Here is a 25,600-nt window from a genome sequence, read left to right as displayed (position 1 = left end):
CTCCCTACTTTGCAGCGACCCCAGGCGTGTTGTCGTTAATAAACAGCGCCATTGACTCAAGATGCCCCGTATGCGGAAACCTATCCAACATCCGCACACGTGCAAGACGATAACCGGCGTCCAGCAATATTTTGCTGCCGCGTGCCAGCCTGGTGGGTTACAAGAAACATCCCCCCCGTTCTGGCGCCAGTTTTACACTATGTGACATCGCGCCGACCGCACCCGCACGGGCAAGGTCCAGCATCACTTTATCAAATCCTTGTGCTGCCCAAGGTTGCCGCTCAACGTCCTCTTCCAGATTTTCATGGAAGGAAAGAAGGGGGCATTATTCAGTTTATTCTTATGTGCATTATATTGCCCATTCGCTACCAGCGTGGCAATACCTTCTATCCCCAACACCGCGGCGGCAGGGTAAAGTTGGCCCATGCCGCAGAACAGGTCCAATACCCGATCATTGGGCTGAATGTCGAGCCATTCAAGGGCCTGCGCTGCCATTTGCTGATTTACTGTGTCATTTATCCCAATAAAGTCACGCGGACTGATGTCTAAGCGTAGCCCGCCGACCTGATAATACGGCGTTTCGCCACACGGTTTTTCGCCCCTGTCGCTGTCGGGCACCCAATAAACGGTTACGTTTTTTGGCTGCGCAAAGGCCGGTAACGCCTGGCGATCCTCATCTTTTTTCTTCCGTCAGCTGGACTTCCGCCTGCCAGCCCGGCAAGACTCCCCGTACAAACACGTCTTTGCCGTTGTGGCGTGCCACGCCGGCCCAAAGGGATCGAGGTCGCTCACTCTTGCAGTTAACATTTGCAGACTTTGCCGGGTCGTCACGCAGCGTTTGGGAGAGTAGAATTGCACCATATTTGCCGATTGCGTGCCGGCTCATTAAAGTAGAGTGAGTTCGGCAATTCTCCCACATTGGAATCCCATGACCAAATACAGCTTGCGTGCGCGCATGATGATCCTGATTCTGGCCCCAACGCTGTTGATTGGTCTGCTGCTCAGCACCTTCTTCGTGGTGCACCGTTACAATGAGCTGCAAGAACAGCTGGTTGACGCCGGTGCCAGCATTATCGAACCCTTGGCGGTGGCCAGCGAGTACGGCATGACATTCCGCAGCCGCGAGTCGGTCAGGCAGTTGGTCAGCCTGCTGCACCGCCGTCATTCGGATATTGTGCGTTCAATTACGGTGTTCGATGCGCAGAATAATCTGTTTGTCACCTCCAATTATCATCACAATTTCGCCCAATTGCAGTTGCCGAAAGGTGTGCCAATGCCCACAGATCTGATGCTGACGCGGCGCGGCAACTCACTGATCCTGCGCACGCCGATCCTTTCGGAGAGCCAGTACCCGGATCAAAACGCCACCGACCCGGTTCCGCAGGACAACAACCTGGGCTATGTGGCGATCGAACTTGATCTTCAATCGGTGCGGTTGCAACAGTATAAAGAGGTGTTTGTTTCAACCCTGCTGTTGCTGCTGTGCATGTGCATTGCCATCCTGTTTGCATACCGTCTGATGCGCGACGTGACCGGCCCGATCCGCAATATGGTGAACACCGTTGACCGCATCCGCCGTGGCCAGCTCGACAGCCGCGTTGAAGGCTTTATGCTCGGCGAGCTGCATATGCTGAAGAACGGCATCAACTCGATGGCGATGTCGCTGACCGCCTATCACGAAGAGATGCAGCAGAATATCGACCAGGCGACTTCGGACCTGCGCGAGACGCTGGAGCAGATGGAGATCCAGAACGTCGAGCTGGATCTGGCGAAAAAACGCGCTCAGGAAGCGGCGCGTATCAAATCCGAGTTTCTGGCGAACATGTCGCACGAGCTGCGCACCCCGCTCAACGGCGTGATCGGCTTTACCCGCCAGATGCTGAAAACCGAGATGAGCGTCACCCAAACCGACTATCTGCAAACCATCGAGCGCTCGGCCAACAACCTGCTGACCATCATCAACGACGTGCTGGACTTCTCCAAGCTGGAAGCCGGCAAACTGGTGCTGGAGCACATTCCGTTCTCGCTGCGTGAAACGTTGGACGAAGTGATTGTGTTGCTGGCACCCAGCGCGCACGAGAAAGGGCTGGAATTGACGCTGGATGTGCATAATGACGTGCCGGAGCAGGTAATCGGCGATTCGTTGCGGTTGCAGCAGATCATTACCAACCTGCTGGGCAACGCGATCAAATTTACCGAAACCGGCAACATCGATATCCGCGTAGAGCTGCGTGGCCTGCAGGAACGTCAGGTCGAACTTGAAGTGCAAATCCATGACACCGGCATCGGTATATCAGAACGGCAGCAGTCGCAGTTGTTCCAGGCGTTCCGCCAGGCGGATGCCAGCATTTCGCGCCGCCACGGCGGCACCGGTCTGGGGCTGGTGATCACCCAGAAGCTGGTAAAAGAGATGGGCGGCGATATCTGCTTCCACAGCCAACTGAACCGAGGTTCAACCTTCTGGTTCCACATCACCCTCGAGCTGCACGAGGGCATGTTGTCGTTGCCGCCGAGCCTGCCGGACCTGCGCGGCAAGACGTTGGGGTATATCGAAGCCAACCCGATGGCGGCGGAAGCCACGCTCAACATGCTGAGCGTCACCCCGCTGGTGATCACCCATTCGCCTACGCTGGCTCAACTGCCGAAAAAAGATTACGACTTCTTGCTGGTGGGGGTGCCGATCCCGTTCCGCGACAACCTGGCGCAGCACGAAGGCAAACTGATGGCGGCGCTGAAGATCGCCGACCGGGTGATTCTGGCGCTCCCCAGCCAATCGCAGATCAACGCCGAGCAGCTTAAACAGCAGGGCGCTATCGGCTGCCTGATCAAACCCATCACCGGCAACCGCCTGTTCCCGCTGCTGCGCATGGAAACGCCGCAGCGCCTCATCGCCGCGCCGGAACCCAAACGCCTGCCATTGACGGTGATGGCGGTTGACGATAACCCGGCCAACCTGAAACTGATTGGCACGCTGCTGGCTGAACAAGTGGAAAAGACCCTGCTGTGCGAAAGCGGGGAAGAGGCGCTGGCGCTGGCGCGCGATAACGTGCTGGATCTGATCCTGATGGATATCCAAATGCCGAATATCGACGGCATCCGCACCAGCGAACTGATCCGCCAACTGCCGCACCACAACTCTACGCCTATCGTCGCGGTTACCGCCCATGCGGTGAGCGGTGAGCGCGAGCATTTGCTGCAAGCGGGAATGGATGACTATCTGGCCAAACCGATTGATGAAGCTATGCTGACCCGCGTGCTGGCCCGTTATTACAGCGGCGAACCGGCCGCCGAGCCATTGCTGTCGTTAGACTGGCCGCTGGCGTTGCGCCAGGCGGCGAACAAACAGGATTTGGCGCGCGATCTGCTGCAGATGCTGCTCGACTTCCTGCCGCAAGTCAGCGAACGGGTGCAGGCGGTGCTGGACGGCACCCCAGACGACAGCATTCTCGATTTGATCCATAAATTGCACGGCAGTTGCAGCTACAGTGGCGTGCCGCGCATGAAGCAACTGTGCTTCTACCTTGAACAGCAGTTGCGCAAGGGCGTCGGCAACGACGAACTGGAGCCGGAATGGCTGGAACTGCTGGATGAGATCGAACTGGTGAGCCAGGCAGCCCGCAGCCATCTGGAGAGCGATCGCCCAGCGACAAGCTGAGGGTTGCCCCCTCAGCATGATTAGCGGAACCTATATCTGCTGCGACAGCCTTATGGTCGCCGCAATATTGCGTGCGGTCATGCGCACGTTGTCGGCGGCATTCTCCAGCGCTTCCTCGAGCGTGCAGATGCTGTACAGCACGCTGAACACCGCATCCAGCCCGTGCTGATGCACCACGCCGACGTCGGCCGTCAGGCTGCCGGCGATGCCGATCACCGGCTTGTTGTAGCGCTTGGCGACGCGCGCCACGCCGATAGGCACCTTGCCGTTGATACTCTGACTGTCGATGCGTCCTTCCCCGGTGATCACCAGCGTCGCGTCGCGCACCAACGCGTCCAGCCCCAGCGCTTCGGTGACGATCTCAATCCCCTGACGCAGATCGGCATGGCAGAACGCCAACAGCGCGGCCCCCATACCGCCGGCCGCCCCCGCACCGGGTACTCCGCCCACCTCAATCGCCATATCCTGCGCGATCACCTGCGCATAGTGCAGCAGGCAGCGATCAAGCTGCGCCACCATCTGTGGCGTAGCCCCTTTCTGCGGGCCGAAAATCGCCGAAGCGCCTTCTTTGCCGGTTAACGGGTTAGTGACGTCACAAGCGACCTCGAATTTGCACTGGGCAATGCGCGCATCCAGCCCGCTGACGTCGATCGCGACGAGGCGTTCCAACTGCGCACCGCCAAAGCCAATGTCGTCGCCGTTTTTATCCAGCAGCCTCGCCCCCAGCGCCTGCACCATGCCGGCGCCGCCGTCGTTGGTGGCGCTGCCGCCGATGCCGATAATGCAATGTTTTACGCCGTGATCCAGCGCAGAACGGATCAGTTCGCCGGTGCCATAAGAGGTGGTGTTCAGCGGGTTGCGCTGCCGCCCCGGCACCAGTTCCAACCCGCTGGCGGCGGCCATCTCGATAAAGGCGCTCTGCTCATCGCCGGACAGGCCGAAAAAGGCCCGCACCTTTGCGCCCAACGGCCCGGTGACTTCGACATCCACTTTACGCCCGCCGGTGGCGGCCACCATCGCCTCCACCGTACCTTCCCCGCCGTCGGCTACCGGCAGTTTGATGTACTCGGCATCAGGAAATATCTCGCGAAAACCCGCTTCAATCTGGGTCGCCACTTCCAGTGCCGACAGACTTTCTTTGTATGAGTCCGGCGCGATCACTATTTTCATATACGGTCCGTTTCCTCGACTGCTCTCGTCCTTTGATTCGCCAACCGGCGCGTTGGCGCCCTCGGCAGAGGCAGAGCCTGCTCACCTGACCAGGTCGCCCCCTATCGGCTCACTTCCGCCTTGGCTAATTTCTCATAATAGCAGGCCAGCGCACTGTGATCCGACGCCCCCAGTCCATCGGCCCGCAGCGCCTGCATCATTTCCATTACTGCGGCGGTGAGCGGCAGCTGTGCGCCGACGCCGTGCGAGGTATCCAGCGCGTTGGCCAAATCCTTGATATGCAGTTCAATGCGAAAGCCCGGCTTAAAATTACGATCCATCACCATCGGCGCTTTGGCGTCCAGCACCGTGCTGCCGGCCAGCCCGCCGCGAATGGCCTGATAGACCAGATCCGGGTTGACACCCGCCTTGGTCGCCAGCACCAGCGCTTCGGACATCGCGGCGATATTCAGCGCCACAATCACCTGATTCGCCAGCTTGGTGACATTGCCGGCCCCGATCTCCCCGGTGTGTACGACCGAACCGGCCATCGCTTTCATGACCGGCAGACAGCGCTCGAATACCGCCTTGTCGCCGCCAACCATGACCGACAAGGTCGCATCGATGGCCTTCGGCTCACCGCCGCTCACCGGCGCATCCAGCATGGCAATCTGTTTTTCCGCCAGCGCAGCGCTGATTTCACGGCTGGCAAGCGGCGCAATCGAGCTCATGTCGACAAGCACGCTGCCCGGCCTGGCGCCTTCGATAATGCCGTCCTTGCCCAATGCAACCTCTTGCACCTGCGGCGAATTCGGCAGCATGGTGATCAGAATATCGCTTTGCTCAGCCACCGCTTTCGGCGTCTCGGCGGCAGTGGCGCCCAACGCAACCAGCTCGGCGGTGGTCTGAGGATGATGATTGAGCACCACCAGCGAATAACCGGCTTTCAGCAGATTTTTACTCATGGGTTTGCCCATGATACCCAGGCCAATAAATCCAATTTTCATAAGGTTAACCTCTTTTGCAAAGTGGAAAGCAGAACGTTATTTTTTAAACCTGTCGCACAGCGCCTGGGTGGCTGCGCGGAACACCCCAAGATCGCTCCCAACCGCGACAAACGTGGCCCCCCATTCCAGGTAGCGGCGCGCATCGGCCTCAGCCGGCGCCAGTATGCCGCTCGGTTTGCCGTGCGCCTTGGCGCATTCAAAGATATGGCGGATCGCCGCCTGTACCTGCGGATGATTGGGCTGGCCGAGGTAGCCGAGCGCCGCCGATAAATCGCTTGGGCCGACAAAGATGCCGTCAACGCCGTCCACGGCGGCAATCTCATTCAGGTTATCCACCCCGGCCTGGTTTTCTATCTGGACCAGTACGCTGATGTTGTCGTTGATGGTGGTGAAATAATCCGCCACCGTGCCGTAACCGTTGCTGCGATGAGAGACCGACACGCCGCGAATGCCCGCCGGCGGATAACGGGTGGAAGCTACCGCCAGCCGTGCCTGTTCCGCGTTTTCCACAAAGGGGATCAGGAAGTTGTAAAAGCCGATATCCAGCAGGCGCTTGATAATCACCGGTTCGTTGCACGGCGGCCGCACCACCGCTGCGCTGTCGCTGTCTTTCAGCGCCATCAGTTGCGGCACGAAAGTGGTGATGTCGTTAGGCGCGTGCTCGCCGTCCAGCACCAGCCAGTCGAAACCGGCCAGCCCCAGCACCTCGGTAGATATCGGGTTGCCCAGCGCCGACCAGCAGCCAATCAGGGTTTCGCCCTGCAACAGGGCCTGGCGGAAGCGGTTGGGGAGAAGGCTAGTCTTCATGGCGTTTCCTTGGGTTAAGATTGAAATGTTATGCACCGGGTGTTAACGCACCAGGCATGGGCGCTTGGGATCAAAAACCCAGTCCGGCACCAGATACTGCATGCCCTGAGCATCGTCTCGGGCACCCAGTCCGTTGGCCTTGTACAACTCATGGGCCTTCATCAACCGATCGCGATCCAGCTCTATGCCCAGCCCCGGCTTCTTCGGCACCTCAATGCGGCCGCCGACAATCTGCAAGGGTTCGCGGGTCAGGCGCTGATCGCCCTCCTGCCAGATCCAATGGGTATCGATAGCGGTGATTTTTCCCGGTGCAGCGGCGGCGACATGGGTAAACATCGCCAGCGAAATATCAAAGTGATTATTGGAGTGAGAACCCCAGGTCAGCCCAAACTCGTGGCACATTTGCGCCACCCGCACCGAGCCTTGCATTGTCCAGAAATGCGGGTCCGCCAGCGGAATGTCCACCGACTGCAATTGCAGCGTATGGCCCATCTGCCGCCAGTCGGTAGCGATCATGTTGGTGGCGGTCGGCAGACCGGTGGCGCGGCGAAACTCCGCCATCACCTCGCGGCCGGAAAACCCTTGCTCGGCGCCACAGGGATCTTCCGCATAAGCCAGCACGTTGCGCAGTTGCCTGCCAAGGGAAACCGCTTCGTTCAGAGACCAGGCACCGTTGGGATCAAGGGTAATGCGCGCCTGCGGAAAACGCTCGGCCAGCGCGGTCACCGCCTCAGCTTCCTCTTCCCCGGCCAGCACCCCGCCCTTGAGCTTGAAATCGTTGAAACCGTATTTTTCATAGGCCGCCTCCGCCAGCCGCACCACACTCGCCGGCGTCAGCGCCTCTTCATGCCGCAGTCGGTACCAGTCACAGCGCTCATCCGGTTGGCTGCGATACGCCAGCGGCGTCTTGTTACGGTCACCGAGGTAGAACAGATAGCCGAGCATTTCCACCGAATCACGCTGTTTGCCGTCCCCGAGCAGCGCCGCCACCGGCACGTCGAGAAACTGTCCGAGCAAATCCAGCATCGCCGCCTCAATGCCGGTCACCACGTGAATGGTGGTACGCAGATCGAAGGTTTGCAGGCCGCGCCCCCCGGCATCACGCTCGGCAAAACGGTTACGTACCGCCGCCATCACGTTTTTGTATTCTCCCAGGGTTTTGCCCACCACCAACGACTGGGCCTCTTCCAGCGTCTGGCGGATTTTCTCGCCGCCCGGCACTTCGCCCACGCCGGTGTGGCCTGCATTATCCTGCAGGATCACGATGTTACGCGTAAAAAACGGCGCATGAGCACCGCTCAGGTTTAGCAGCATGCTGTCATGGCCGGCGACCGGCACGATCTGCATGGCGGTTATTTTGGCTGCGGCACTAAGTGAAGTCATAAGGTTATCCTTTAAGAAAAATCAGCGACCAAAGGCCGGGCGTTTGGCATCGAACTGCCAGCCGGGAACCAGGTATTGCATGGCAACCGCGTCGTTGCGAGCGCCCGACGGAAGCCGCTGGTGCAACCGATGCGCCTGTTCCAATGCGGCCCAATCCAGATCAACGCCCAGCCCCGGTCGATCCGGCACGGCAATGCGGCCGTCGACGATTTGCAGCGGGTTTTTCGTCAGGTGCTGGCCCTCCTGCCAGATCCAATGGGTGTCGATGGCGGTGGGATTACCGGGCGCGGCGGCGCCGACATGGGTAAACATCGCCAGTGAAATATCGAAGTGATTATTGGAATGGCAACCCCAGGTCAGCCCCCAGTCGTTGCACAGCTGGGCTACCCGCACTGCGCCGCGCAGGGTCCAGAAATGCGGATCCGCCAAGGGGATATCCACCGCTTGCAGCATTACCGCATGGCACATCTCGCGCCAGTTGGTGGCGATCATGTTAGTGGCGACCGGCAAGCCGGTGGCGCGGCGGAACTCCGCCATCACTTCACGGCCGGAGAATCCCTGTTCGGCACCGCAAGGATCCTCGGCATAGCTCAGAATGCCCCGCATGCCCTTGCACAAGGCAATAGCCTCGTCGAGCAGCCAGGCGCCATTGGGATCGACGGTAATGCGGGCATCCGGGAAATGCTTAGCCAGCGCACGCACCGCGTCAATTTCCTGTTCGCCCGGCAACACACCGCCTTTCAGCTTGAAATCCCGGAAGCCGTAACGATCCCTGGCTGCCGCGGCCAGTTCGACGATCGCCGGCGTGTCCATTGCCTGCTGATGTCGCAGCTGGTACCAAGGGTGCCGGCCGCGTTGAGCGGGTTGATAGGGTAAATCCGTTTTCCCGGCGTCGCCGATATAAAACAGGTAGCCAAGCACCGCCACCTCGTCACGCTGCTTGCCGGGGCCAAGCAGCTCCACCACCGGCACGCCGAGGAACTGGCCGAGCAGATCGAGCAGCGCGGCCTCCAAAGCCGCCACCGCGTTCACCCGCAGCTCAAAGGTCCAGGCCCCCTGACCGAAGGCGTTAAAATCGGCCTCCTGATTGCCGCTGTGAATGTCGTGCACCAACCGGTTCATGTGCGCAACCTGCTGACCGATGACCCGGGGAATAACCGCCATCAGCGTGCGATAAATCACTTCGCCGCCCGGCGCCTCCCCAACGCCGGTATGCCCTGCGCTGTCGGTCAGCACCACAACGTTGCGGGTGAAACAGGCCCCGTGCGCGCCGCCGATATTCAGCAGCATGCTGTCGTACCCGGCCACCGGGATAACGCGCATTTCGGTGATCACCGGCGTGCTTTGCGTGTTGCTCATGCTAATTTCCTCACCTGTGCAAGGGTTTCAATTCGATGCGTTTGATTTCGCCGACAATGAACAGGTAGCTCGCCACCGCCAGCAAGGCGTGGATGCCGACATACACCAGCGCGCCGTTAAAGGATCCCGTGGTGCCGATGATGTAGCCGATAGCGATCGGCGTGACGATGCCGGAGACGTTGCCGAACATATTGAACAGCCCGCCGCTCAGGCCACTGATCTCTTTTGGCGCGGTATCCGCCATGACCGCCCAGCCGAGCGCCCCCACCCCTTTGCCGAAGAACGCCAGCGCCATGATGCCGACCACCATCCATTCGGTGTCGACGTAGTTGCAGAACACCATCGTCATCGACAGCAGCATGCCCAGCACAATCGGCGCCTTGCGGGCGAAGGTCAGCGACTGCGTGCGACGCATCAGGTAGTCGGAGATCACGCCGCCGAGCACCCCGCCGACAAAACCGCAAATGGCCGGCACCGAAGCCACCATCCCGGCCTTAAGGATCGACATGCCGCGCGCCTGCACCAGATAGACCGGGAACCAGGTGATGAAAAAATAGGTCAGTGCGTTAATGCAGTATTGGCCGATATACACCCCGACCATCATGCGCGACTGCAACAGCTGTTTGATCTGGTGCCACTTCTCGCCTTTCACCTTCACCTGCTGCGACCGCGGTTGATCCATGTTGATCAACGCGCCGCCGGCCTCGATATAGTCCAGCTCGGCCTGGTTTACGCCGGGATGCTCCTTGGGGTTGTGCAGCACTTTCAGCCAGATGAAGCTGAGCACGATGCCAAGCCCGCCCATAAAGAAGAACACGTGCGACCAACCTACCGCGTGAGTCAGCCAGCCCATGATCGGCGCGAAGATCACCGTGGCGAAGTATTGCGCCGAGTTAAAGATCGACACCGCCGTGCCGCGCTCGTGTGCCGGAAACCAGGCGGCGACAATGCGGCTGTTGCCGGGGAAGGACGGCGCTTCCGCCAACCCCACCAGGAAACGCAGGGCGAACAGCGCCACGACGATGCCAAAGCCGCTGAAGATATCCACGAACCCCTGCAACAGGGTGAACAGCGACCAAATAAAGATGCTCCAGAAATAGACGCGCTTCGATCCGAAGCGGTCGAGCAACCAACCGCCGGGGATCTGGCCGATTACGTAAGCCCATGAGAAAGCCGAGAAGATATAGCCCATCCCAATGGGATCCAGACCGATATCCTTGGCCATCGACGAGCCGGCGATCGACAGGGTGGCGCGATCGCCGTAGTTGAACGAGGTAACGATAAACAGCATCACCACGATCCAGTAACGCGCATGGGTTCTTTTAATCGAACTCGTTGCGGAGCTGATGGTAGACATTGTGTTCTCCTGAATGATAGCGGCTTGCTATATTCATCCTGAACCACAGATATATCCCCTATGGATTTCAAGTGGCCGCCAATCGGCCAATTCGCACATTCCATGCAATTGAAATACAACGGGCATGTAAATATCTCAGAACGAAATCGATTAAATTAGATTGCGCCAACAATGAGCAGTGCGGTTAATACGCCAGCGGCAATATTTAAATCCAATGAATTTCACTACGCAGAAAAGTATATGCGCCGTAAATTCATATCTCATCAGGCAATACAACAAGGATTACGGGGATATCGCGGGTAATTTATGGCATATGCCCAATGCAGTGGCGACTGGCTCACGAAACGTCGCCCACGAGCCTTTCCCGCCCTCTGGCTTTAAATCTGCAACCGGGCCACAGCTTGAAAATGAAGGGGTATCCGTGAGCCGCCTCACAACAGACTGGTCCGATGCCAAATAATCCATGCCGAATACCCGTTAATCCCGGTCATTTGCATAATGTCCCTCGGCTGTATCGCACTTATACTGCTTAATGAGCAACCGTGCCGGTTATTACCCTCAGCGTACCCAAAATAAATCTACTCAGGATAATAAGCATGTCCGATATAAACGAGACGCCGCTTTATATTAAGGTTCACGACGCGGATAATGTCGCTATCGTGGTAAACGATCGCGGCCTGCCGAAAGGCGCATTATTTTCCTGCGGGCTACAATTACTGGAACATGTACCGCAGGGGCACAAGGTCGCGCTGGAAAATATTGCCGCCGGCGGCGAGATTGTCCGCTACGGCGAGATCATCGGTCATGCGCAGCGTGCCATTTTGCGCGGCAGTTGGATCGATGAATCGCTGGTCTCACTGCCGGAGGCCCCCGAGCTGCAGCGTCTGCCACTGGCCAATAAGGTTCCCGCCCCGCTGCCGCCACTCGAGGGTTATCGCTTCGAGGGCTACCGCAATGCCGACGGCAGCGTCGGCACCAAGAACTTGCTCGGCATTACCACCAGCGTGCAGTGTGTCGCCGGCGTGGTTGATTACGTGGTGAAAATCATTGAACGCGATCTGCTGCCGCGTTACCCCAATGTGGATGGCGTGGTCGGCCTCAACCATCTTTACGGTTGCGGAGTAGCGATCAACGCGCCGGCGGCGGTGGTGCCGATCCGCACCATTCACAATCTGGCGCTGAATCCCAATTTTGGCGGCGAGGTGATGGTGGTCGGCCTGGGTTGTGAAAAGCTGCAGCCGGAACGCCTGTTGCAAGGCACTCCGGACGTGCAGGCGATCTCGCTCGACGAGAGCCACATTGTCCGTTTGCAAGACGAGAAACATCGGGGTTTCAGATCGATGGTTGACGATATTCTGACGCTCGCCGAGCGCCACCTCCAACACCTGAACCGTCGCCAGCGCGAAAGCTGCGCAGCCTCAGAATTGGTGGTCGGCATGCAGTGCGGCGGCAGCGATGCGTTTTCCGGCGTGACGGCCAATCCGGCGGTGGGTTTCGCCTCCGATCTGCTGGTGCGCTGCGGCGCGACGGTGATGTTCTCTGAAGTCACTGAAGTGCGCGATGCGGTACATCTGCTGACACCGAGAGTGGCAGATGAACAGGTTGGCAAACGCTTGCTGGAGGAGATGGCCTGGTACGATGCCTATCTCGAAGCCGGCCAAAGCGATCGCAGCGCCAATCCGTCCCCGGGCAATAAAAAAGGCGGGTTGGCCAACGTGGTGGAAAAAGCATTGGGATCAATCGCCAAATCAGGCACCAGCGCTATTGTAGAGGTACTGTCTCCCGGCCAGCGCCCCACAAAACGCGGCCTGATCTACGCAGCCACGCCCGCCAGCGACTTTGTCTGCGGCACCCAGCAGCTGGCCTCCGGCATCACTATCCAGGTATTCACCACCGGACGCGGTACGCCTTACGGCCTGACGGCGGTGCCGGTGATTAAAATGGCGACCCGCAGCGCGCTGGCGGATCGCTGGTACGATTTAATGGACATCAACGCCGGCACTATCGCCACCGGCGAAGCCACTATCGAACAGGTGGGCTGGCAGCTGTTTGAACTGATTCTGGATATCGCCAGCGGGCACAAGAAAACCTGGTCGGATCAATGGGGGCTGCATAACGCGCTGGCGGTATTTAATCCGGCGCCGGTGACCTAGATCAGGCGTCGGCATCCAGTTGCAGCCCGATATACAGCAGCAGGCGATCGTCAAAACTGGCGAGGTTCAGCCCGGTCAGTTCTGCAATGCGGTTGAGCCGGTATTCCAGCGTATTACGATGAATATACAGCGCCTTGGCGGTGACGGTCGGTTGTACGTTATGCAAAAACCAGGCAGCCAGCGTACGGCGCAGCAGGCCGTTGCCGTCCATCGCCTTTAGCTTCGCCAGAGGGCGGGCCAGCTCATCCGCCTGCCAGCCGCCGCGCAGGCTATCCAGCAATACCGGCAACATCAGATCCTGATAGTAATAGGTGCGTTGCTCCCCCATCCGCTGCTTGCCGACCACCATGGTGGTGCGCGCGGTGCGATAGGAACGGGCGATGCTGCCCGGTCCGGTGAAATAATTGCCGAGTGCGATGCGCACCCGCAGTCGACTGCTCTCATTCATCCTCGACAACAGGTTATCCACCCGTCGCCGGTGATCTTCCGCATCCCAGCGCCCATGGCCATTGAGCGCAGGTTTCAACACCACCATTTCGCTCAATGAAACGATGGCGATCAAGTTGTCGCGCTCCGGCATGGTCAACAACGTCTGCAATTGCTGCAGTTCAGCCATCGCACTGTCTACGCCAAGCTGGCCGCTGTCCACTTCCACCACCGCCGCGACCCGTGGCTGGTTAGGATCGATCCCCAGCCGCTGCGCCCACTCCATCAGCGCCGGAGTGAGTTCATCGGTACGGATCAGGTTCAGCACCAATTCTTCCCGCAGCCGGCTGTCCTGCGCCAGCATATGCAACAGCCGAGCTTGCTCCAGCATCATTTCGGCGGTCATGCAGACCAGCTCGCCATACTGCCGCAGCTGGCCAGGGTTGCCGGTCAGGCCGATGACCCCGACGATGCGCCCGTCAATGCGCAGCGGCAGGTTAACGCCGGGGCGCACGCCATGCAGGTGACGCGCCACCGCTTCGTCAATATCCACCACCCGCGCCTGTGACAGCACCAGCAGCGCGCCTTCGTGCAGTTCACCCACCCGCTCACGATCGCCGCTGCCGATAATCTTGCCGCGCGCATCCATCACATTGACATTGCTGTCGATGATTTGCATGGTGCGCGCAACGATCTCTTGCGCCAGCTTGCCATCGAGATGGTATTCCGACATGCCGTGTTCTCCTGCCCGGAAAGGTGCCAATTCTTCAGCATACCGACGGCGATCCTCAGGCACATTGTGCAGTTGCACAAAGCTTGGTGACCATTGCTGAAGTTGCGGCGAGGCTCACAGTTTTCACGACGTAAAAAAGGCACGCCGTAGCGTGCCTTGAGAGCGGTAGACCGTTAAGAACTTACTGCATCAACAGATACAGCTGGGTATCGCCGCGTTGGATGTTCAACGCCAGCACCGACGGCTTGCTGTCGAGAATTTTGCGCAGTTCGCCCAGGTTCTGAATAGGCTGCTGGTTAACCCCGAGGATAATATCGCCTTTTTTCAGGCCGATGCGCGCAGCGGCACTGCCGGCTTTGACGTTATCCACCTTCACGCCTTTCTGGCTGCCGGCCTGGGCATTGCTCAGCTCGGCCCCTTCGATGCCGGTGTAGATATTGCCGGACTCCACCTGAGTCTGAGCGCTTTGCTCCAGCGTGACGTCCACGGTGACCGGCTTGCCGTCGCGGATGATGCCCAGCGACATTTTGCTGCCGACCGGCAGCGTGCCGATTTCCGCACGGAACGAGGCAAAGCTGGAGATGGCTTTACCGTTCATGGTGACGATAACGTCACCGGCCTTGATGCCCGCCTTGGCGGCGGAGGATTTCGGCATCACCTGGCTGACAAAGGCCCCGCGTTGTGCGTCCACCTTCATCGCTTTCGCCAGTTCGGAATTCAACTCGGTGCCCATAATGCCCAGTTCGCCGCGTTTCACCTGGCCGAACTCAACCATTTGCGCCGTCAGGTTTTTCACCATGTTGCTCGGGATGGCGAAACCAATACCGATGTTGCCACCGTCCGGCGCCAGGATCGCGGTGTTAATACCGATCAGTTCGCCGTTCAGGTTAACCAACGCGCCACCGGAGTTACCGCGGTTAATCGCCGCATCGGTCTGGATAAAGTTTTCGTAGTTTTCGATATTCAATCCGCTGCGGCCCAACGCGGAAACGATGCCGGAAGTCGCGGTTTCGCCTAATCCGTAAGGGTTGCCGATCGCCACGGTATAATCGCCGACGCGCAGTTGCTCGGAATCCGCCATTTTGATTGCCGTCAGGTTTTTAAAGTCTTTCAGTTGGATCAACGCGATATCGGAACGCGGATCCTTACCTATCACCTTGGCGTCAAACTTGCGGCCGTCGCTCAGTTGCACCTGAATTTTATTGGCGTTATCCACCACGTGATTGTTGGTCACCACGTAGCCTTTGGCCGCGTCAATCACCACCCCGGCGCCCAGCGCCTGGAATTTTTCCTGGGTGCCCTGACCCGGTGCGCCCTGCCCGCCATCAGTGCCGCCCTGGCACATTGGCGAAGCCTGGAACGGCGAACCGTCCTGGCAGAAAGGCGAATCTTCGCCAAAGAACTGCTGGAACTGCGGCGGCATCTTCTGCGCGTTGACGGTGGTACTGCCTTCAACGTTAATACTCACTACGGAAGGCATCACTTTTTCCAGCATCGGCGCCAGGCTAGGCAGTTGCTGGGTGCTTGAAGAAGCGGTTTCTGCGGCGCCGGCCGTCATCGGGCCCAGTGCCATACCAATACTGAAAGCCAGGGCGCTAAAAACTAATGCGGTTTTTTTCATCTGTGTGTCTCTTATAAAGTCGTTCAGAAAGTATTGCGTTCTTTGTGCATAGTCAGAGCTTATTAATAGCCCGAAGTTCCGGCGCAGGTTATTGGTAATAGTAAACAAATATTGTCCGTCTTTACAAAACTCGAAATACTCACTGCGATCTGCAACGCATGCGTTCAAATAATATTTATTAACTGAATGAATTATTCAGCTGCCATTAGTTTTCTATATTCGTCGTAGGCATAAAGATCGGTCATGCCGCTGATATAATCTTGCAGCAAACGCGCGCGGAAATAATATTCCCGGATCGCCAATTGCTCGGGCGACAGGTGTTGCAACCCTTCAACCGCTTCGACATACGCCAACCGATGTTTGGTGGAAAGTTTGTGGAACAGGCGCGTTTCTATCGGATAAGCGCGATGGCTGTCTTCCTGCACCAAGCGGGTAAAATCCGCCAGCGACATCGCCAGCAAGGGGCTGTAGATGTCCAGCAAGCCGCTGATCACCCGGTAGCCCTGCAGCTCAAGCTGCTCCACTTCGGGGTGGTTGAACACGTGCTTGAAGGCCACATTTTTGAAGATCTTCAGCAGTTGGTACGCCGGGCTGGAGTCTTCCAGCAACGCCTGATTAAAGTTACCCCGATAAACCGCATCCAGATTATCAATAAAACGCTGCGCCGCATGCGGCACCAGCCGCGCCACGGTGAACACCCGCAAATACATGAAGAACTGATCTTCACTGCTGCGCCGCGCGCCGCCGCGATCGATCTTGCGAAAAGCGCTGGCCACGGTTTTATCAAACAAGTCGCCCGGCGATACCTCGCCCCATTCCTGAGTTAAATGCTGATAAAGTTGTTCAACGGTGAAAATGTTTTTTTCCACCGCGTCTTCCAGATCGGCGACGCAGTAAGAAATATCGTCCGCCGCCTCCATGATATAAGTCAGCGGGAAGCGATCGAACTCGCCCATATTCAGCTCGCGCCGCAAACGATCGACAAACGCCTCTTCCGCCAGATAAAAGCCCGGTTTTTTCATCAGGTAGCTGTGGCTGGCGGGGATCTCGCTCGCCCAGTACGCCGGACGGGTATATTTCAGAATGCAGCCCACCTGCGCATAGGTCAGGTTGAGCTTCAGTAACGTATGCACCAGCCGAATCGCCTGGGCATTGCCCTCGAAATGGCTGAGATCGTGGCGGATGCGGCTGCGCAGGCGGTTGAGATCGCCTTCGCCTTCGTGCAGGCGCAGCACGCCGATCTGGCAACGATCGTTGCTGGCGGGCTCGCTCCCGCAACTGGCGGGATCGAGCCGCTGGGAAAACCAGTCGTTAATCGCCGACTCGCCGAAATGCCCAAACGGCGGGTTGCCGATGTCGTGCATCAGGCAGGACATCTCAACTATGCTTTCAAAAGGATCGAGCAGTTTGGTCAGGCCGAGCGCGTCGATCCGCCGTTCCTGTTTGAAACGGTTGAGGATCTCTTTTGCAATGTGCCGCCCGACCTGCTGCACTTCCATCGAGTGCGTCAGACGGCTACGCACCGCGGCGTTGCGCTCCAGAGGGAACACCTGGGTTTTTTGCTGCAGACGGCGAATGGCGGCTGAATTGACGATACGCCCGCGATCGCTCTCAAACTGCCGCACGATGTCATATTCTTCCTCAGCCTCGATAGGCTTACTGAAAGGCCGCTGGAAGCTGATTTTTTGCTTAAAGTCGATCCCGGACATCTGTTTCTCCTCCGTTGCGCCCAGCCTCCGTGATAACAATTCCCGACGGCATATGCAACGGATTATCTCTCTATGAGAGCCATGATAGACTATGGCGCAATTCCCACACCCAATCAGCGAGTGTTATTTATGAAAGTAGGCATCATCGGCGCCATGGAACAGGAAGTTACCCTGCTGCGCGAACAAATTGAAAACCGTCAGACCATTCAACGCGCGGGTTGTGAAATCTATACCGGCCAGATCGGCGGCGTTGACGTGGCACTGCTGAAATCCGGTATCGGTAAAGTTTCTGCGGCAATGGGCACCACTCTGCTGCTGGAACACTGCAAGCCGGATCTGGTGATCAATACCGGTTCCGCCGGTGGCCTGGCCGCTACGCTGAAAGTGGGCGATATCGTGGTTTCCGAAGAAGTGCGCTATCACGACGCCGATGTTACCGCCTTTGGTTACGAACCAGGCCAGATGGCCGGTTGCCCGGCGGCCTTCGTGGCGGACGAAGCGCTGATTGCGCTGGCGGAAAGCTGCATCAAGCAGTTGGATCTTAACGCGGTGCGCGGCCTGATCTGCAGCGGCGACGCCTTCATTAACGGCGCAGAACCGTTGGAGCGCATCCGCACCACCTTCCCAACCGTTGCCGCGGTAGAAATGGAAGCCGCCGCCGTCGGCCACGTTTGCCACCTGTTCGGCACGCCGTTTGTGGTGGTGCGTGCCATCTCTGACGTCGCCGACAGTGAATCGCACATGAGCTTTGACGAGTTCCTTGTCGTGGCCGCCCAGCAATCAACGTTGATGGTCAACGCAATGCTGCAAACCCTGGCCAAGCGCGGTTGATGTGAAGCCACGCTTTTCAGCTCTGTTGTGGCTGCTCGTGCTCTGGGCAGCACTGCCTGCCGGCGCCGCTCAACGCGTGATCAGCCTGGCGCCCAATGCCACCGAGCTTGCCTACGCCGCCGGCATGGGCGATACCCTGCTGGCGGTGAGCGCCTTCTCCGATTACCCACCGGCGGCCAAGAAGCTGGAACAGGTGGCGTCCTGGCAAGGGATCAACCTTGAGCGGGTACTGGCGCTGAAGCCGGATCTGATCCTCGCCTGGCGCGGCGGCAATCCGCAACGGGTGCTGGATCAGCTCGCCGCCTTCGGTATCCCGATTTTTTATGCGGATGCCACCACGCTCGATGACATCGCCCAGTCGCTGGATGACCTGGCCAAATACAGCCCGCATCCGGAGCAGGCGCACCAGGCTGCGGGCACCATGCGCCAACAGATCGCCGCACTGAAAGCAAAATATCCGCACAACCAGCCGCATCGGGTCTTGTTGCAGTTTGGCACCCAGCCGCTGTTCACCAGCTCCGGCGCCACTCTGCAAAGCCAGGTGCTGTCGCTGTGCGGAGCGGAGAATATCTTTGCCGACAGCCGCATGCCGTGGCCGCAAATCAGCCGCGAGCAAGTGTTGGCCCGCCACCCTCAGGCCGTAGTGATTACCGGCGACGCAAAAGAGATTGCCAGCGTGAAAGCCTTTTGGGCACCACAGCTGCAAGTGCCGGTGATTGCACTGAACGGCGACTGGTTCAACCGCGCCGGCCCGCGCATCATGCTGGCCGCACAGCAACTGTGCAGCCAACTGGCGGAGCTCCCCTGATGCTGGTGTTTTGGCTGGATATTCTGGGTACCGCGGTTTTCGCCATCTCCGGCGTATTGTTGGCCGGCAAGTTGCGCATGGATCCGTTCGGCGTGTTGGTGCTCGGCGTGGTCACGGCGGTCGGCGGCGGCACCATCCGCGATATGGCGCTGGCCAATGGCCCGGTATTTTGGGTGAAAGATCCAACCGATCTGGTGGTGGCGATGATAACCTGCGTGCTGACGCTGTTGCTGGTACGCCAGCCGCGACGCCTGCCGAAATGGATCCTGCCGGTGCTGGATGCCGTCGGGCTGGCGGTGTTCGTCGGCATCGGCGTCAATAAAGCCTTCGCCGCCGATACCGGCCCGCTGGTGGCGGTGTGCATGGGGGTCATTACCGGGGTTGGCGGCGGTATTATCCGGGACGTCCTGGCGCGGGAAATTCCGATGATCCTGCGAACCGAAGTTTATGCCACCGCCTGTATTGTCGGCGGTATCGTCCACGTTACCGCTTTCGCCACCTTCGGTATGCCGCTGCAGCAGGCGATGATGCTTGGCATGGGCATCACGCTGGCGATCCGGCTGGCGGCCATCCGCTGGCATCTGAAACTGCCCGCGTTTATCCTCGAACGATAACGACTGCCCGCCGAAGCAAACCCGGTTCGGATCAGCATGAAATGGCGACCATAAAAAAACCCGCAAACCGGTGAGGTTGGCGGGTTTTATGCTGCTGCAGGCGGGATCAGACGCTGAACGAAGAACCGCAGCCGCAGGTGGTTTTGGCGTTAGGGTTGGTTACCACGAAACGTGAACCTTCCAGCCCTTCGGTATAATCGACCGAACCGCCCACCAGATATTGCAGGCTCATTGGGTCAACCACCAGCGCAACGCCCTGCTTCTCGATGGTCATATCGCCATCGTTGACCTTGTCGTCAAAAGTGAAACCGTACTGGAATCCGCTGCAGCCGCCACCGGTAATGTAAACCCGCAACTTCAGATTCGGATTTTCTTCATCAGCAATCAGGACTTTAACCTTGCTTGCTGCTGCCTCGGTAAATTGCAGGGGCAGTGCTGTTTCATCACTCATACTCTTTACTCCCAACATTGTTCTGCATCAGGCCGCTACAATGGCAGTCTGATTAATGTTTTTGATTATCCAATACCTGAGTGCTGCGTTCAAGTATTCACCGCATTTGTTGTATTTTCTTTACCTGTTTTATCTGCCGCCTCACGCGCCTGCAGCGCTTCCTGCCGTTGCAACGTACGGGCCAATATCGACGAATACAACGGCTTACCCCCGAGGAACTGTGCCACCAGCGTAGCACCAAGGCAGGTAATGATCATTGGCAGTATGAGCTGATAATTATCGGTCATCTCCAACACCAGCACGATCCCGGTCAAGGGTGCGCGCACCGTGGCGGCAAACAACGCGCCCATTCCGGCAATGGCGAAAGTACCGGCCTCAATGCCGTACTGTGGAAACAGGTGCGCACCGGCCAGGCCAAAAGCGGTGCCAAACAGCGTGCCCAGCGCCAGCATTGGCGCAAAGATCCCGCCCGGCGCGCCTGAGCCAAAGCACAGCAGTGTGGTGATCACCCGTGCGATGAAAATAAACAGCAGCATACCGACGCTGTAATTGCCGGCAGCAGCAATCGGGATCAAACCAAAACCGCCACCCGCCGCTTGCGGCTGGATTAGCCCAAGAATGCCGCACGTACCGCCGATCAGCCCACCAATCATCAGGATGTTACGCATTTTCCCGCCATGGAAACGGGCAAACATATCTTGAGTGCGAAAAATCAGGGCGTTAAACATCACCCCAACGGCGCCGAACACCGCACCCAGCACCAAATACAGCCACAGCGTGTTGATCGGCGCGGAGGAAAGCTTGCCTACCTCAATCACCGAGTGCTCACCATTGAACAACTGAAACACCACGCTCGACATGATCACGCCGATAAACACCGCTTTAATCGAGATCAGGTTATAGCGGAACTGCGGACGCATTTCCTCAATGATAAACAGAATGCCCGCCAGCGGCGCATTGAAGGCGGCGGACAGCCCGGCGGCCGCGCCGGTGGCCAGCAACGAATGACGCGCTTCGGCGCCGCGCATGCGGAAGATATCCAATACCATACGCCCGACGTTGCCCCCCATCTGCACCGTGGGCCCTTCACGGCCGAGTACCATGCCCGCCCCCAGCGTGCCCATGCCACCGATAAACTTCACCGGGATCACCCGCCACCAACGTACCGGACGCAACTCTTCCAGCGCCCCTTCGATCTCCGGTATGCCTGAGCCGCCCGCTTCCGGCGCAAAGCGGCGCACCAGGTAATACCCCAGCACCGCCAACGCAGCAGAAAGAATGAAAGCCAGCGGCCAAACCAGGATCCAGGAATCGGCGACCTGCGCCAGCGCGGATAACCGCTGCTGCTGCACCCAGTCCACCGCCTTATCAAAGGCTACGCCGAGCAATCCCGCCAGGGTGCCCACCACCGCAGCCATAAACAGGATGGCCACCGGCGTTTTGTCTCGGCGGATAAACTGACGCACCGCGTCACTGCGTTTCAAGCGTGGAGCCCGCGCCATCGGCGGCTGTTGCTGCAATTCAGTCATAATGGGGTATTCATTAACGGAATTAAATGTAATACAAATAGGGAAGCCAATTATTCTAACGCACCCACTGAGCGACCGCCCCCCAAAATAGGTATCTGACTGTGATCGTTTCATATCGACGAACACTTCTCTAGAATAGCGCGATTAAATCATTCGAAAGAGAATCCAGGAGCCGATTTATGAGCTTACACAGCAAGTCCGAAAGTCTGTATGCCCAAGCGCAACAGGTGATCCCAGGTGGGGTTAACTCTCCGGTGCGTGCATTCACCGGCGTTGGCGGTGTGCCGCTGTTTATCGAGCGGGCGGACGGGGCTTACCTGTTCGACGTCGACGGCAAAGCCTATATCGACTACGTCGGTTCCTGGGGCCCCATGGTGCTGGGGCACAACCACCCGGCGATCCGCAACGCGGTCATCGAAGCGGCGCAGCGCGGCCTGAGTTTTGGCGCTCCCACCGAGATGGAAGTCAAAATGGCGGAGTTGGTCACCGAACTGGTGCCGACCATGGATATGGTGCGGATGGTAAACTCGGGTACCGAGGCCACCATGAGCGCTATTCGTCTGGCGCGCGGCTACACCAATCGCGATAAAATCATCAAGTTCGAGGGCTGCTACCATGGCCACGCCGACTGCCTGCTGGTAAAAGCCGGTTCCGGCGCGCTGACTCTGGGCCAACCGAACTCGCCGGGCGTGCCTGCCGATTTCGCCAAGCACACGCTGACCTGCACCTACAACGATCTGGATTCGGTCCGCGCCGCGTTCGAACAGTATCCTGCCGAGATCGCCTGCATCATCGTCGAGCCGGTCGCCGGCAACATGAACTGCGTGCCGCCGCTGCCGGAATTCCTGCCGGGCCTGCGGGCACTGTGCGACACCTACGGCGCATTGCTGATTATCGATGAAGTGATGACCGGCTTTCGCGTAGCGCTGGCTGGGGCGCAGGCCTATTACGATGTGGAGCCGGACCTTACCTGTCTGGGTAAAATCATCGGCGGCGGTATGCCTGTGGGTGCGTTCGGTGGCCGTCGCGACGTGATGGCGGCGCTGGCGCCAACCGGCCCGGTCTATCAGGCAGGAACGCTGTCCGGTAACCCGATTGCGATGGCGGCCGGTTATGCCTGCCTGACCGAGGTTTCGCAGGTCGGTGTCCACCAGACGCTGACCGAATTGACCGATATGCTGGCGGCAGGCCTGCGGGATGCGGCCAAAGAAGAAAACGTCGCGCTGGTCGTCAACCACGTCGGTGGCATGTTCGGCCTGTTCTTTACCGATGCCCCGGCGGTGACCTGCTACCAGGACGTGATGCAGTGCGATGTGGAACGCTTTAAGCGCTTCTTCCATCTGATGCTGGATGAGGGCGTTTATCTGGCGCCTTCCGCCTTTGAAGCCGGCTTTATGTCCATTGCGCACAGCAAGGAAGACATTCAGCGCACCATCGATGCCGCACGCCGCTGCTTCGCCAAGCTGTAATATTTCGCGGTCAAACAAAAACGGGCGCCAGTGTGAACTGAGCGCCCGTTTTTATTTTGTTAGAGCAAGGTACCGTAAATCGTCAGCAGCGCCACTACCACCACGATAACCATCGTCACCTTACGCGCCAGAGTGACCGCCGCACGCGGGGTTTGTACCGGATCCCTATGCGGATCGCGCGCCAGAGAAAACTGCGCCAGGCGAGTCAGTACCTGATATTGCGAGGTATGACGATCGCCCAGCGACGCAAACCATGCCGGCAAGGCTTTTTCACCGTGCCCCAGCAGCGCATAAGCCACGCCTGCCAGGCGTACCGGGATCCAGTCCAGCCAGTGCAACAGATGATCGATGCCGGATTGAGAACGCTCCAGCGGAGTATTGTGACGCGCCAGCCAGGTTTGATAAGCACGCAGGAAAGCATAACCCGCCAATGCGATTGGCCCGTATGGCCCGCAGACCACAAACCAAAACAGCGGTGCCAGATAATAACGGAAGTTAGTCCACAGCAGCGCATTTTGCAGTTCGCGCAGGCGCAGCTCTTCGCTGCAATTCGCCGGCAAGCCGTGGATCAGCGCCAGTTCCTCCGCCATTTGGTCGCTGGCATGGGCATCCCCCTGCCGCGCCGCCTTAAGATAGGCACGATAGTGTTTGCGCTTGATGCCGGCGCCCACACACAGCAAATCGATAATAATCCACAGCAGCAGCGTCACCACGCCGAACAAAAGCCCGTGAGCCAACCACAAAATGCCCCACACCACCACCATCCAGGCGACGGTCAGCAGCAGCGTCTGCGCCAGCGAAAATCTATGCAGCCGATGGAACACCACTTCCAGGCGATGATCCAGTTGCCAGTGCTCCCCCAGCTTGAACAAACGTTCCCACGCCAGAACCAGTAACAGCGTAAACAGCGTCATTAGCGACTCCTCTCCCTTTCCATTTTCCCAAGCATAGCGCCATCGGGCTCGCAGGGTTGTTCCAGAGATGCCAGATAAAAGTCCCAGTCAAACGCCGGGCCTGGATCGGTTTTGCGGCCAGGGGCGATATTACTGTGCCCGGTAATGCTTGCCGCCGACATCGGATAATACCTGATTAACAGCGCGGTCACCGCTTTCAGGCTCTGATATTGCTGCGGCGTGAACGGCAGTTGATCGGTACCTTCCAGTTCAATGCCGATCGAAAAATCGTTGCAGCGTTCGCGCCCCTGATACTCGGAAACGCCGGCGTGCCAGGCGCGCTTGTCGAACGGCACATACTGAATGATTTCACCCTCGCGGCGGATCAGACAATGCGCCGAGACCCTAAGCTGATGGATGCCGGAAAAATAGGGGTGATCTGCGGGATCGAGGGTGCCGGTAAACAGCCGATCGATATAGGGGCCGCCAAACTCGCCGGGCGGCAGGCTGATATTGTGGATCACCAGCAGCGAAGGGGCTTCATCATTCGGGCGAAGATCGCAATGCGGCGAAACGACCCGTTTCACCCCGACAATCCAGCCATGCTCTAACTGCATCAGACACCTCTCTGCGGTGGTACTTATCACGGCAACAGAGTAGCATGTTCCCCCTACGATCTTACCGTCCATTTCGGAGTTTTCTATGCCGACACGCCGCTACGATGCCGACAGTCGCCGCACCGAGCTTCTTGAACGAATTGAAAGCGATATCCCCTATGCCGTTGCCCAGGCGCTGCGCGAAGACCTGGGGGGTGAAGTCAATGCCGAACACGATATTACCGCGCAATTGTTACCGGCCGACAAGCAGGCAGAAGCCACCATTATCACCCGTGAACCCGGCGTGTTTTGCGGCCGGCGCTGGCTGAGTGAGGTCTTCATCCAGTTGGGCAACCAGGTGAAGGTGGAATGGCTGGTGGCGGATGGCGATCGCCTGGTGCCTGACCAACCGCTGTGCAAACTGAGCGGGCCGGCGCGGATACTGCTGACCGGCGAGCGCACCGCGCTGAACTTTGTGCAGACGCTTTCCGGCGTAGCGACCGAAGTCAGCCGTTATGTGGCACTGCTGCAAGGGACGCAAACCCGCCTGCTGGATACGCGAAAAACCCTGCCGGGACTGCGCACCGCACTGAAATATGCGGTGCTGTGCGGTGGCGGCAGCAATCACCGGTTGGGATTATCCGATGCCTTCCTGATCAAGGAAAACCACATCATCGCCTCCGGCTCGATCAAAAATGCGGTCGAGAAGGCTTTTTGGCTGCATGCCGACGTGCCGGTCGAAGTGGAAGTAGAATCCCTCGATGAACTGCAACAGGCGCTGGATGCCGGCGCCGACATCGTCATGCTGGATAACTTCAGCGTCGAGATGATGCGTGCCGCGGTATCGCAGACCCAAGGCCGCGCACAGTTGGAAGTCTCCGGCAACGTGACCAGCGAAACGCTGCGCACCTTCGCCGAAACCGGCGTGGACTACATCTCCGTTGGCGCACTGACCAAACATGTGACCGCACTCGATCTCTCAATGCGCTTTAAATAATCTCTGCCTTTCACACCGTCCTGGCCAGCCAGGGCGGTGCTTTTTCGTCAAAA

19 protein-coding genes and 2 pseudogenes are annotated in these 25,600 nt (G+C 58.6%); 7 read left to right on the top strand and 14 right to left on the bottom strand.

The genetic code is table 11. The features are described from left to right. Positions 1–4: 4 nt before the first annotated feature. A pseudogene (rumA, locus tag ACTJJ1_RS13040) lies at positions 5–672 on the bottom strand (23S rRNA (uracil(1939)-C(5))-methyltransferase RlmD); the annotation flags it as partial. 256 nt (positions 673–928) lie between these two features. On the opposite strand from rumA, the gene barA reads away from it, so the two are divergent. Next, positions 929–3,655, top strand: coding sequence for a two-component sensor histidine kinase BarA (gene barA / locus ACTJJ1_RS13035; protein WP_409443546.1), 2,727 nt, complete (start codon positions 929–931; stop codon positions 3,653–3,655). Positions 3,656–3,685: 30 nt separating this feature from the next. On the opposite strand, the gene ACTJJ1_RS13030 is transcribed toward barA, so the two are convergent. From ACTJJ1_RS13030 to ACTJJ1_RS13005, 6 genes and pseudogenes are all read right to left on the bottom strand, one after another. Beyond that, entirely contained in the window at positions 3,686–4,825 is a 1,140-nt protein-coding gene (locus ACTJJ1_RS13030; protein WP_004950206.1) for a glycerate kinase, read from the bottom strand. Between the two features lie 101 nt (positions 4,826–4,926). Continuing rightward, positions 4,927–5,820: pseudogene (gene garR, locus ACTJJ1_RS13025) on the bottom strand (2-hydroxy-3-oxopropionate reductase); the annotation flags it as partial. 27 nt (positions 5,821–5,847) lie between these two features. Beyond that, positions 5,848–6,618 (bottom strand): 2-dehydro-3-deoxyglucarate aldolase, encoded by a 771-nt coding sequence (gene garL, locus ACTJJ1_RS13020; protein WP_004950204.1) that lies wholly within the window; start codon positions 6,616–6,618, stop codon positions 5,848–5,850. A gap of 42 nt (positions 6,619–6,660) precedes the next feature. Next, a complete protein-coding gene (gudD, locus tag ACTJJ1_RS13015) occupies positions 6,661–8,001 on the bottom strand; it encodes a glucarate dehydratase (protein WP_440833970.1) in 1,341 nt (446 codons plus the stop codon). A gap of 21 nt (positions 8,002–8,022) precedes the next feature. Continuing rightward, positions 8,023–9,360, bottom strand: a complete 1,338-nt coding sequence (locus ACTJJ1_RS13010) for an enolase C-terminal domain-like protein (protein ID WP_202291662.1) — start codon at positions 9,358–9,360, stop codon at positions 8,023–8,025. 10 nt (positions 9,361–9,370) lie between these two features. Further along, positions 9,371–10,717, bottom strand: coding sequence for an MFS transporter (locus tag ACTJJ1_RS13005; protein ID WP_006323621.1), 1,347 nt, complete (start codon positions 10,715–10,717; stop codon positions 9,371–9,373). Positions 10,718–11,313: 596 nt separating this feature from the next. Between ACTJJ1_RS13005 and garD the strand changes: the two genes are divergently transcribed. Continuing rightward, entirely contained in the window at positions 11,314–12,870 is a 1,557-nt protein-coding gene (gene garD, locus ACTJJ1_RS13000) for a galactarate dehydratase (protein WP_440833968.1), read from the top strand. 1 nt (position 12,871) lies between these two features. On the opposite strand, the gene ACTJJ1_RS12995 is transcribed toward garD, so the two are convergent. The 3 genes from ACTJJ1_RS12995 to dgt all read right to left on the bottom strand — a co-directional run bounded on the left by ACTJJ1_RS12995 (position 12,872) and on the right by dgt (position 17,359). Beyond that, complete coding sequence (locus ACTJJ1_RS12995; RefSeq protein ID WP_006323618.1) at positions 12,872–14,029, bottom strand: CdaR family transcriptional regulator; 1,158 nt, start codon at positions 14,027–14,029, stop codon at positions 12,872–12,874. A gap of 181 nt (positions 14,030–14,210) precedes the next feature. Then, positions 14,211–15,650 carry a serine endoprotease DegP gene (gene degP, locus ACTJJ1_RS12990; protein WP_004950196.1) on the bottom strand — a complete coding sequence of 480 codons (1,440 nt, stop codon included), beginning with the start codon at positions 15,648–15,650 and terminating at the stop codon, positions 14,211–14,213. Between the two features lie 191 nt (positions 15,651–15,841). After that, positions 15,842–17,359 carry a dGTPase gene (dgt, locus tag ACTJJ1_RS12985; protein WP_006323609.1) on the bottom strand — a complete coding sequence of 506 codons (1,518 nt, stop codon included), beginning with the start codon at positions 17,357–17,359 and terminating at the stop codon, positions 15,842–15,844. A gap of 129 nt (positions 17,360–17,488) precedes the next feature. On the opposite strand from dgt, the gene mtnN reads away from it, so the two are divergent. The 3 genes from mtnN to ACTJJ1_RS12970 are packed head-to-tail and all read left to right on the top strand — an operon-like array spanning position 17,489 to position 19,612. After that, positions 17,489–18,190 carry a 5'-methylthioadenosine/S-adenosylhomocysteine nucleosidase gene (mtnN, locus tag ACTJJ1_RS12980; RefSeq protein ID WP_006323608.1) on the top strand — a complete coding sequence of 234 codons (702 nt, stop codon included), beginning with the start codon at positions 17,489–17,491 and terminating at the stop codon, positions 18,188–18,190. Between the two features lies 1 nt (position 18,191). Beyond that, the gene (gene btuF, locus ACTJJ1_RS12975; RefSeq protein ID WP_004950187.1) at positions 18,192–18,998 is read left to right on the top strand and encodes a vitamin B12 ABC transporter substrate-binding protein BtuF; all 807 of its coding nucleotides are present in this window, start codon (positions 18,192–18,194) and stop codon (positions 18,996–18,998) included. Beyond that, positions 18,998–19,612, top strand: a complete 615-nt coding sequence (locus ACTJJ1_RS12970; RefSeq protein WP_004950186.1) for a TRIC cation channel family protein — start codon at positions 18,998–19,000, stop codon at positions 19,610–19,612. Before btuF ends, ACTJJ1_RS12970 begins: the two co-directional genes overlap by 1 nt. A 106-nt stretch (positions 19,613–19,718) precedes the next feature. On the opposite strand, the gene erpA is transcribed toward ACTJJ1_RS12970, so the two are convergent. Together erpA and clcA are read right to left on the bottom strand one after the other, a co-directional pair. Next, entirely contained in the window at positions 19,719–20,063 is a 345-nt protein-coding gene (gene erpA, locus ACTJJ1_RS12965; RefSeq protein WP_004950184.1) for an iron-sulfur cluster insertion protein ErpA, read from the bottom strand. Between the two features lie 89 nt (positions 20,064–20,152). Then, on the bottom strand, positions 20,153–21,592 hold the full coding sequence (gene clcA / locus ACTJJ1_RS12960) for a H(+)/Cl(-) exchange transporter ClcA (RefSeq protein ID WP_041416744.1): 1,440 nt from the start codon (positions 21,590–21,592) through the stop codon (positions 20,153–20,155). A 179-nt stretch (positions 21,593–21,771) separates the two neighbouring features. On the opposite strand from clcA, the gene hemL reads away from it, so the two are divergent. Beyond that, complete coding sequence (gene hemL / locus ACTJJ1_RS12955; RefSeq protein WP_004950179.1) at positions 21,772–23,061, top strand: glutamate-1-semialdehyde 2,1-aminomutase; 1,290 nt, start codon at positions 21,772–21,774, stop codon at positions 23,059–23,061. A 59-nt stretch (positions 23,062–23,120) separates the two neighbouring features. On the opposite strand, the gene ampE is transcribed toward hemL, so the two are convergent. Continuing rightward, the gene (ampE, locus tag ACTJJ1_RS12950; RefSeq protein ID WP_004950178.1) at positions 23,121–23,975 is read right to left on the bottom strand and encodes a beta-lactamase regulator AmpE; all 855 of its coding nucleotides are present in this window, start codon (positions 23,973–23,975) and stop codon (positions 23,121–23,123) included. Beyond that, positions 23,975–24,571: a 1,6-anhydro-N-acetylmuramyl-L-alanine amidase AmpD gene (gene ampD / locus ACTJJ1_RS12945; protein ID WP_004950176.1), complete on the bottom strand. Its 597-nt coding sequence runs from the start codon at positions 24,569–24,571 to the stop codon at positions 23,975–23,977. Before ampD ends, ampE begins: the two co-directional genes overlap by 1 nt. A gap of 85 nt (positions 24,572–24,656) precedes the next feature. Between ampD and nadC the strand changes: the two genes are divergently transcribed. After that, complete coding sequence (gene nadC / locus ACTJJ1_RS12940) at positions 24,657–25,547, top strand: carboxylating nicotinate-nucleotide diphosphorylase (protein ID WP_440833961.1); 891 nt, start codon at positions 24,657–24,659, stop codon at positions 25,545–25,547. Positions 25,548–25,600: the final 53 nt, after the last annotated feature.

The sequence above is a fragment of the Serratia sp. 22264 genome, assembly GCF_052045345.1.
GTDB lineage: Bacteria > Pseudomonadota > Gammaproteobacteria > Enterobacterales > Enterobacteriaceae > Serratia > Serratia plymuthica.
This window is presented reverse-complemented; position numbering and strand designations above follow the sequence as displayed.